The 9,161-nt window shown below is 64.7% G+C and carries 9 protein-coding genes and 1 pseudogene; all 10 read left to right on the plus strand.

Features of this window, described 5'->3' with window-relative positions:
* Nucleotides 1-128 precede the first annotated feature (128 nt).
* A pseudogene (locus Q4543_RS22945) lies at nt 129-564 on the plus strand (transposase); the annotation flags it as partial.
* 108 nt (nt 565-672) lie between these two features.
* The gene (gene alr, locus Q4543_RS22950; protein ID WP_216006153.1) at nt 673-1,710 is read left to right on the plus strand and encodes an alanine racemase; all 1,038 of its coding nucleotides are present in this window, start codon (nt 673-675) and stop codon (nt 1,708-1,710) included.
* Nucleotides 1,707-2,489, plus strand: a complete 783-nt coding sequence (locus Q4543_RS22955) for an ABC transporter permease (RefSeq protein ID WP_216006154.1) — start codon at nt 1,707-1,709, stop codon at nt 2,487-2,489. Before alr ends, Q4543_RS22955 begins: the two co-directional genes overlap by 4 nt.
* A gap of 34 nt (nt 2,490-2,523) precedes the next feature.
* Nucleotides 2,524-3,270, plus strand: a complete 747-nt coding sequence (locus Q4543_RS22960; protein ID WP_303442190.1) for an ABC transporter ATP-binding protein — start codon at nt 2,524-2,526, stop codon at nt 3,268-3,270.
* Nucleotides 3,271-3,274: 4 nt separating this feature from the next.
* Nucleotides 3,275-3,658 (plus strand): hypothetical protein, encoded by a 384-nt coding sequence (locus Q4543_RS22965; RefSeq protein ID WP_303442192.1) that lies wholly within the window; start codon nt 3,275-3,277, stop codon nt 3,656-3,658.
* Nucleotides 3,659-3,660: 2 nt separating this feature from the next.
* Nucleotides 3,661-4,119, plus strand: coding sequence for a paraquat-inducible protein A (locus tag Q4543_RS22970; RefSeq protein ID WP_303442195.1), 459 nt, complete (start codon nt 3,661-3,663; stop codon nt 4,117-4,119).
* A gap of 154 nt (nt 4,120-4,273) precedes the next feature.
* Nucleotides 4,274-5,113 (plus strand): DNA repair protein, encoded by an 840-nt coding sequence (locus Q4543_RS22975; protein ID WP_303442197.1) that lies wholly within the window; start codon nt 4,274-4,276, stop codon nt 5,111-5,113.
* Between the two features lie 96 nt (nt 5,114-5,209).
* Nucleotides 5,210-6,574: a DNA repair protein RadA gene (gene radA, locus Q4543_RS22980; RefSeq protein WP_216006158.1), complete on the plus strand. Its 1,365-nt coding sequence runs from the start codon at nt 5,210-5,212 to the stop codon at nt 6,572-6,574.
* A 33-nt stretch (nt 6,575-6,607) separates the two neighbouring features.
* Nucleotides 6,608-7,174 (plus strand): CvpA family protein, encoded by a 567-nt coding sequence (locus Q4543_RS22985; protein WP_303442198.1) that lies wholly within the window; start codon nt 6,608-6,610, stop codon nt 7,172-7,174.
* Between the two features lie 209 nt (nt 7,175-7,383).
* On the plus strand, nt 7,384-8,850 hold the full coding sequence (purF, locus tag Q4543_RS22990; RefSeq protein WP_216006198.1) for an amidophosphoribosyltransferase: 1,467 nt from the start codon (nt 7,384-7,386) through the stop codon (nt 8,848-8,850).
* Nucleotides 8,851-9,161: the final 311 nt, after the last annotated feature.

Consider the following 9,161-nt stretch of genomic DNA (forward strand, 5'->3'; position numbering starts at 1 on the left):
TGATCTCCTTCTCGTCGAAGATCAGCAGACTGCAAATCATAGCTTATGTCAGTCTCCGAATTTCGGGGGGTAGCTCACTCAATCGGTGAAGGATTCACATGAAGAATCCATCCAGTTAGACGAACTGCATGAGCAAACTCAAGCCCGCTCGCTACCGCACGACGAAATGGTCCACCTACAACGATGCGCTCAGGAAGCGGGGGTCGTTGCTGATCCACTGCCCGGCAGGACATACCTGCATGTGCGAGAGGGTGGCTGGACAAGGAGATTGCCTGGCACGCGCCACATGAAGGCCGCCCTGGGCGCCCACCGGTGTTCTCGAATGCGGCCATTCAGTTCTGCCTGTCCACTGCCCGGCAGGGTATTGTACAACAATGTCCCGCGAGGGGATCAAGGTGCTGTTCAAGCTGCCGCTCAGACAGACTGCCGGGATGGTCGCCAGTCTGCTGTGGCTCGCGGGGCTGGACTGGCCCGTTCCGGACTACTCGACCCTGTGCCGTAGGCAAAAGACCCTCAAGGTGCAAATCCGGTATCGCCGTGCCACTGAACCTATTGGTCCCCTCTCGGGCATTTCTTTGCAATACCCTGCCGGGCAGCGGACAGGCACAATTGGATTGCCACAGATCTGCTTTTGATCTTGACCCCGCTACGGCTTCGTATTCCAAGCATCCCATGGCACAGGCACAGCTTTCCATCGACCTCGCCGCGATCCGCGCCAACTGGCGCGCGCTCGCTGATTTTTCCACCGGCGAAGCCGCCGCCGTGGTCAAGGCCAACGGCTATGGCCTTGGCATTGGCCGCGTCGGCCCGGCACTAGCCGCCGAAGGCGCGCGGCGCTTCTTCGTTGCCATGACCGACGAGGGCGTGACGTTGCGCCGCGTCCTTGGCCCCGGCCCCGAGATCAACATTCTTGGTGGCCACATGGCGGGCGATGCGGATCAGATCCGCGATGCCGATCTGACGCCGATGCTCAATTCCATCGACCAGATGCTGCGCCATGTCGAGGCGCTGCCGGGGCATCCCTTTGGCGTCCAACTTGACAGCGGCATGAACCGGCTGGGCATGGAACCGGCCGAATGGGCCGCCCTGCGCGACATCGCGCTGGCCCAGTCGCCGCGCCTGCTGATGTCGCATCTTGCCTGCGCCGACGAGCCAGATCATGGCATGAACGCCTTTCAGCTGCGCACCTTCCGCGAGATGACCGATGGCACCGGCGTGCCGCGCTCGCTGGCGGCGACGGGCGGCATCCTGCTGGGCCCCGACTATCATTTCGAACTGACCCGCCCCGGCATCGGCATGTACGGCGGTATGCCGTTTGCCGATGCGCTGCCGGTGGCGACGCTGGCGCTGCCGGTGATCCAGACCCGCGACGTCTCGCCTGGCGAGGCGGTGGGCTATGGCAATGCATGGGTCGCGCGGGTGCCGACAAGGGTGGCGACGATCTCGGCGGGCTATGCCGATGGCATCCACCGGGCGCTGGCCGCCAAGGGCTATCTCTGGGCGGGAAATTCCCGCTGCAAGATCCTTGGGCGGGTGTCGATGGACCTGATCACCGTCGATGTCACCGCGTTGGAGCAAGTGCCCGATGCGCTGCACCTGCTGGGCCCGAAACAGGGCGTCGATGCGGTGGCCGACGCCATCGGCACCATCGGCTACGAGGTGCTGACCGGGCTCGGCAGCCGCTACGCCCGGACCTATACCGGCGCATGAGCCCAACCCTGCCTCTTGCGCTGCTGGGCCGCGCCGTGCTGACGGCGCTGGCTTCGGCGGGGCGCGTCGCCATCTTTGCAGGGCAGGCGCTGGCGCATATCGTCAAGCCGCCGCTCTATCCGCGTGAGATCGCGCTAGCGCTGCTGCATGTCGGCTGGCTGTCGCTGCCGGTGGTCGGGCTGACGGCGATCTTTACCGGTGCGGCGCTGGCGCTGCAGATCTATTCCGGCGGCGCGCGCTTCAGCGCCGAGGCCGTGGTGCCGCAGATCGTCGCCATCGGCATGGTGCGCGAACTGGGGCCGGTGCTGGTCGGGCTGATGATCGCGGCGCGGGTGACATCGAGCATCGCCGCCGAGATCGCCACCATGAAGGTCACCGAACAGATCGACGCGCTGACCACCCTGTCGACCAACCCGATGACCTATCTTGTCGCGCCGCGCCTGCTGGCGGCGCTGATCACCGTGCCGCTGCTGGTGGCTTGCGGCGATGTGATCGGCATCATGGGCGGCTATCTGGTGGCGACAAAATCGCTGGGCTTCAATCCGGCCGCCTATCTGGTCAACACCATCAGCTTTCTCGAACCGCTGGATATCCTGTCCTCGCTTGCCAAGGGCTGCGCTTTTGGCGGCATCGCGGCGCTGATGGGCTGCTATTTCGGCATGAATTCGGGGCGCGGCGCGCAGGGCGTGGGCCGCGCCACCAAAGGGTCGGTCGAAGCCGCTGCCGTGCTGATCCTTGCCGCCAACTTCGTGCTGACGGGGCTGTTCTTCTCGCTATGATCTGCATGTCGTCTACACCCGAAGGGCTCGCGCCATGATCCTGCTGAACGGCGTCCGGAAAGCATTTGGCGACAAGCAGGTATTGCGCGGCGTCGATCTGCATGTGGCCAAGGGCACCTCGATGGTGATCATCGGCGGCTCTGGCACCGGCAAATCGGTGCTGCTCAGGTGCATCCTTGGGCTGGTCGAGCCTGACGCGGGAACCATCGCCGTCGATGGCCACGACATCCATGAGGGCGACCGCGACGCCTTTCTGGCCCGTTTCGGCATGCTGTTTCAGGGCGCCGCGCTGTTCGATTCGCTAAGCGTCTGGCAGAACGTCGCCTTTCGCCTGCTGCGCGGCTCGCTGCGCCGCCCCAAGACCGAAGCGCGCGAAATCGCCATCGAAAAGCTGCGCCGCGTCGGGCTGACGCCGGATGTCGCCGATGCCTTTCCGGCCGAGCTGTCGGGCGGCATGCAAAAGCGCGTCGGGCTTGCCCGCGCCATTGCCGCCGACCCCGAGATCATCTTTTTCGACGAGCCGACCACCGGGCTTGACCCGATCATGGCCGGGGTGATCAATGATCTGATCCGCGAGATCGTCACCGAGATGGGCGCCACCGCGATCACCATCACCCATGACATGAGCTCGGTGCGCGCCATCGCCGATACCGTCGCAATGCTGCATGAGGGCACCCTCAAGTGGACGGGCCCGGTGGCCCAGATGGACGCCGCGCCCGACCCCTATCTGCAACAATTCATCCACGGGCGCGCCACCGGCCCGATTGCCGCCGTGAGGTAACCCGATGTTCGAACCCAGCCCCCTGCTGCTTGCCTTCCTGATCTTCAAGCGCTTTGTCTTTCTGGAACTGATCGCCGCGCTGGCGCTGGTGCGGGTGCTGCGCGCCTCTGGCCCATCGCGCCTTGCCGCTCTGGCGGCGCTGGTGCTGGCGGTGCTCGGCTGCGCGGTGCTGCTGGCACCGATGGCGGGCACGCCGCAAGGAGCGCTTTACGCCTCGGCGGCGCGGCTGATGGCGATGGGCAGCGGCATGATCCCCCTGCTCGTGCCATCGCTCTTTCTGGCGATCAGCGCCTACCTGCCGCGCCGTGACCAGCGCGGCCTCGACTTTGCCCATATCGCCCTGCTGTGGCTGCTCATCGGGTTGTGGATCGCCAGCCGATTCTTCTGAACATGACCGCCTTTCGCAAGAGCCGTCTCGACGTGCTCAGGATCGCGAATCTGGCGCTTTTGCTGCTCTATCCGGTGGCATGGGCTGCGCCCTTGATGCGCGCGGGGCTACTGCCGCTGTTCGGGCTGCACGAAATCAGCGTGCTGAGCGGCATTGCCGCGCTGTGGCAAAGCGATGCGGCGCTGGCGATGCTTGTGGCGCTGTTGGCGCTGATCGTGCCGTGGACCAAGACGCTGACGCTCAGCCTCGTGCAATCCGGCAAGCTGCCACGCCGGCTGCTGCCCTTGCTGGGGGTGCTGAACAAGCTGGCCATGGCCGATGTGTTCCTCGTGGCGATCTACATCACCCTTGCCAAGGGCATCGGTGTCGGGCGGATCGAAACCGCGTGGGGGCTGTATCTGTTCACCGGCTGCATCCTTGCCTCGCTGGCCATCTCCTGGGCGGAAACGCGCAGAGGCTGATCTGACCGTCGCAACATTTCGGGCCTGAGGCCACACCCCGCCCTGCCCCTGGCGAGGACGTAAGGTCAAAAAAATTTCCGAGTTATGCACCCTTTGGCATATAATGATGGGTAAGCATTGGTTCGGTTAAATTGTTTTACAGGGGGTACACATCATGACGTCATCGTTTCGCGACGCTGGGCTGGCCATCCAGTTCGTCATGCAAAGGCTCGCTTTTGTTCTGGTCATCGCTCTTGGGGTCGGGCTGTCGGCCTATTGTCTGTCCGCCGCATTCGAGCTGGTGCCATGGCTGGTCCTGCCGTTGCAATTTGGCGAGACCGTCTATGCGAATGCAGGGAAATGGCTGCAACTCACCCTTGCGGCGCTGGCCTTTGGGCTGATGTTCTTCTTGCCCGGCAACCGCCGGATCATGGCGCTCGAGACCTCGCATCGCAAGTTTCACATGACCATGCGCGATGTCGCCAAGGCCTACGCCGCCGCGCACCGCGCCGACCGCGAGGGGGTTTTCACCCTGTCCTCGGAATTCGATTCGGTGCGCGAGCGCATCGCCTTTCTGCGCGACCACCCCGATCTTGGCGATCTGGAACCCTCGGTGCTCGAAGTCGCCGCGCAGATGAGCCATGTCTCACGCGAACTGGCCCAGACCTATTCCGACAGCAATCTGGCGCGGGCGCGCGATTTTCTTACCGCCCGCCAGCAGGAGATCGACGATTTCAACGACCGCCTCGCCGAGGCCAAGGCGGTCGCGACTGAAATCCGCCAGTGGCACATGCAGGTGTCGCTGGAAGAAGACATCGGCGCGGCGCAGCTGGCCCGGCTCCGCGAAGAGCTCGTGGAAATCATGCCCGAGATCCTTCCCGAAGCCGCCACGACCACAGCGGCCGAGCCGGGTTCCCAAGCCCCGCAAACCTCCGAACCCTCGATGCCCGAGCAGACAGCGGCAGCGGGCGAGCCGCGCGTGGTCGCGATGAACCCGCGTCAGGCGGCGGAATGACCTCGATCGCCGCCAGCTGATCACCATCGCGGGGGCGGCGCTCCTGTCGACGTGCCACGCCTTGCGCCTGCCGGGCGCGCGGGCCATGTAGGCGGCATGGCGCGCGTACAATCGAATTTCATCTGTCAATCCTGCGGCAATGCCACCTCGAAATGGTCGGGGCGGTGCGAGGCCTGCGGCGAGTGGAACTCCATCGTCGAGGAGGCTCCGGTCTCCGCCGGACCTCCGGGCAAGGCGCTTGGCAACAGCCGCGGGCGCAGCGCCAAGCTCACCGACCTGTCGCAATCCGAAGCTCCGCCGCCGCGCACCTCCTGCGGCATGGACGAGCTCGACAGGGTGCTCGGCGGCGGGCTGGTGCCCGGCTCGGCGATCCTTGTGGGCGGCGATCCGGGGATCGGCAAATCGACGCTGCTGCTACAGGCGGCGGCGGCCTTTGCCGGGGCCGGGCTCAAGGTGATCTATGCCAGCGGCGAAGAGGCCAGCGCGCAGGTGCGGATGCGCGCCAAGCGGCTCGGGCTGGATCAGGCGCCGGTCAAGCTGGCCAACGAGACCAACCTGCGCGACATCCTCGCCACGCTGGAAGAAGAGCGCCCGGCGCTCACCATCATCGATTCGATCCAGACCATGTGGGCCGATAATGTCAGCAGCGCGCCCGGCTCTGTCGGGCAGGTGCGCGCCGCCGCGCATGAGCTGACCAGTTTTGCCAAGGCGCGCGGATGCAGCGTCATCATGGTGGGCCACGTCACCAAGGACGGCCAGATCGCCGGCCCGCGCGTTGTCGAGCATATGGTCGACACCGTGCTGTATTTCGAAGGAGAGCGCGGCCACCAGTTCCGCATCCTGCGCAGCGTCAAAAACCGCTTTGGCCCCGCCGACGAGATCGGCGTGTTCGAGATGACCGGCGGCGGGCTGCGGGAGGTGCTCAACCCCTCGGCGCTGTTCCTGTCGGAACGTGGCACCCCTGCCCCCGGCTCGGTGGTGTTTTCCGGCATCGAGGGCACGCGCCCGGTGCTGGTGGAATTTCAGGCGCTGGTGGCTCCGACCCCGCAGGCGCAGCCGCGCCGCACGGTTGTCGGCTGGGACGGCGGGCGGCTGGCGATGATCCTTGCGGTGCTCGAGGCGCGCTGCGGCATTCCCTTTGCCGGGCTCGACGTTTACCTCAACGTCGCAGGCGGCATGAAGGTCAGCGAACCGGCCGCCGATCTGGCCGTCGCCGCAGCCCTGCTGTCGGCGCGAGAAGACGTCGCACTGCCCCCCGAAACGGTTGTATTCGGAGAAATATCGCTCTCCGGGGCGCTCCGCCCGGTCGGTCAGACCGAAAACAGGTTGAAAGAGGCGCAGAAACTTGGTTTCACGACTGCGATTCTGCCCCGCGGCGGAAAAGCCAAGGGCGGGGGCATGAGCCTGACCGAAATGCCCGACCTTGCAACGGTCGTGGGCGAAGTATTCGGCGCCGGTTGAGGCGCACAGTAAAAGAGACAGGACCGGGATCGGATGGAAGGTTTTACTGCAGTTGACGGCGTCGTCGCCATCGTCATCGTGCTGTCGGCGTTGCTGGCATATTCGCGGGGCATCGTGCGCGAAGCCCTCGCCATCGCCGGATGGGTCATCGCCGCCATCCTTGCCTATATCTTTGCACCGCAGGTGCAGCCGCTGGTGCAAGAAGCGCCGGTGATCGGCGAATTCCTGACCGATAGCTGCGAGCTGGCGCTGATCGCGGGCTTTGCCGCCGTGCTGGCGCTGGCGCTGGTGGTGGTGTCGCTGTTCACCCCGGTGTTCTCGAGCGTGGTGCAGCGCTCGGCGCTTGGCGGGCTGGATCAGGGGCTTGGCTTCCTGTTCGGCGTGGCGCGCGGCGTGCTGCTGGTTGCGGTTGCCTTCTTTGTCTACCAGACGGTGATCACCGCGCAGGATGTCGCGATGATCGACGATTCACGCTCAGCGATGGTTTTCTCTCAATTCACCGACAAGATCGAAGACCAGAACCCCGAGCAGGCGCTTGGCTGGGTCACCCGCCAGTACGAAGAATTGGTCTCTGTGTGTCAGGCCCCCGCCGATATCTGATCCCGCCCTTGCGCGGATGTTGAGCAGGCGCGGCGCAAGCCGCGCCTTTTTCGTATCCCCAACCCCTTGTTGCGCCTCAAAACAAGGGAATGTGTAACAAACTTGTATCGCCAAAGCGCGATCCTTCCGTGACACTGGCGCGTCATGCCAGTATGTGGGGGCAACCCTCCTCAATACCGGATTCGGAGCTGCACTTGTCCGAGCGCCAGATGCCCCCCGCCAACCCTTTCGATTTCGACGCGATCGACGGGGACAAGCTACATGAAGAATGCGGCGTTTTCGGCGTGATCGGTGTGACCGACGCGGCGAATTTCGTCGCGCTTGGCCTGCACGCCCTTCAGCACCGAGGTCAGGAAGCCGGGGGCATCGTCTCCTACGCGCCTGAACACGGCTTCAACTCTGCCCGCCGCTTCGGCTATGTCCGCGACAACTTTACCAAGCAGTCGCTGATGGAAACCCTGCCCGGCGCGCTTGCCATCGGCCATGTGCGCTATTCCACCGCCGGATCGAAGGCGGCGGTGATCCGCGACGTGCAGCCGTTCTTTGGCGAATTCTCGATGGGCGGCGCGGCGATTGCCCATAACGGCAATATCACCAACGCCGTTGCCCTGCGCCGCGAGCTGATCGAACGCGGCTCGATCTTCCAAAGCTCGTCGGACAGCGAATGCATCATCCACCTGATGGCGCGCTCGCTGCAACGCGATATCCCCTCGCGCATGGAAGACGCGCTGCGCCGCGTCGAAGGCGCGTTCAGCATCGTCGCCATGACCCGCACCAAGTTGATCGGCGTGCGCGATGCGCTTGGCGTGCGCCCGCTGGTGCTGGGCAAGGTGGCCGACGGCTGGTGCCTGTCGTCCGAAACCTGCGCGCTCGACATCATCGGTGCCGAATATGTCCGCGAGATCGAGCCGGGCGAGATGGTGGTGATCACCGACAAGGGCGTCGAAAGCTCGCATCCGTTTCGCTCGAAAAGCTCGCGGTTCTGCATCTTCGAACATGTGTATTTCTCGCGCCCCGATTCCATCATCGGCGGCCGGTCGGTCTATGAAACCCGCCGTCAGATCGGGGTCGAGCTGGCCCGCGAAGCGCCTGTCGAGGCGGATCTGGTCTGCCCGGTGCCCGACAGCGGCACGCCTGCGGCCATCGGATTCGCCCATGAATCGGGCATTCCCTACGGCATGGGGATCATCCGCAACCAGTACATGGGCCGGACCTTCATCGAACCCACCGAGCAGATCCGCAACATGGGCGTGCGTCTCAAGCTCAACGTCAACCGTGCGCTGATCCGCGGCAAGCGGGTGATCCTGGTCGACGATTCGGTGGTGCGCGGCACCACCTCGCGCAAGATCAAGGAGATGATCCTTGATGCCGGCGCAGCCGAGGTCCACTTCCGCATCGCCTCGCCGCCCACGGCCTGGCCGTGCTTTTACGGCGTCGACACACCGCAGCGCGAAAAGCTGCTGGCCGCGACCATGTCCGAAGATGAGATGCGCGAACATCTCGGGGTGGATTCGCTGAAATTCATCTCGCTCGACGGTCTGTACCGCGCGGCGGGCGAAGCATCGGGCCGCAACAGCGCCTGCCCGCAATATTGCGACGCCTGCTTCTCGGGAGAATATCCGGTCGAGCCGGCGGACATGATCGAAAAGGGCTTCAAGCTCAAGGCCGCCGAATAAAGGCGCGGGCGGTTCGGCAAAGGGATTGCCCCCTCACCGAGCGCGCCCGCAGCGTTGCCATCCACGCTCTGGCCGCCCGGTCGGCGCGGGCGGCGCTGTTGCCGCTTTGCAAGCCAGCGACATCATGCGTGGCAACCTCGCAATCTAACCGGCGCAGGATCGGCGTCTGCCCCTACCCGGGTTGACGCCGATCCCACCATTTCCCAGCCAAACTGGTCGACCGCCACAGTGCAAGGAGCTATTGTCAAATCTGGTGTTTGGGCGGTCATCAAGCGGCGGCCTGATCTTGTGTTGATGGCTTGATGCCGTTG

Source organism: Salipiger sp. 1_MG-2023 (assembly GCF_030547555.1).
GTDB lineage: Bacteria > Pseudomonadota > Alphaproteobacteria > Rhodobacterales > Rhodobacteraceae > Salipiger.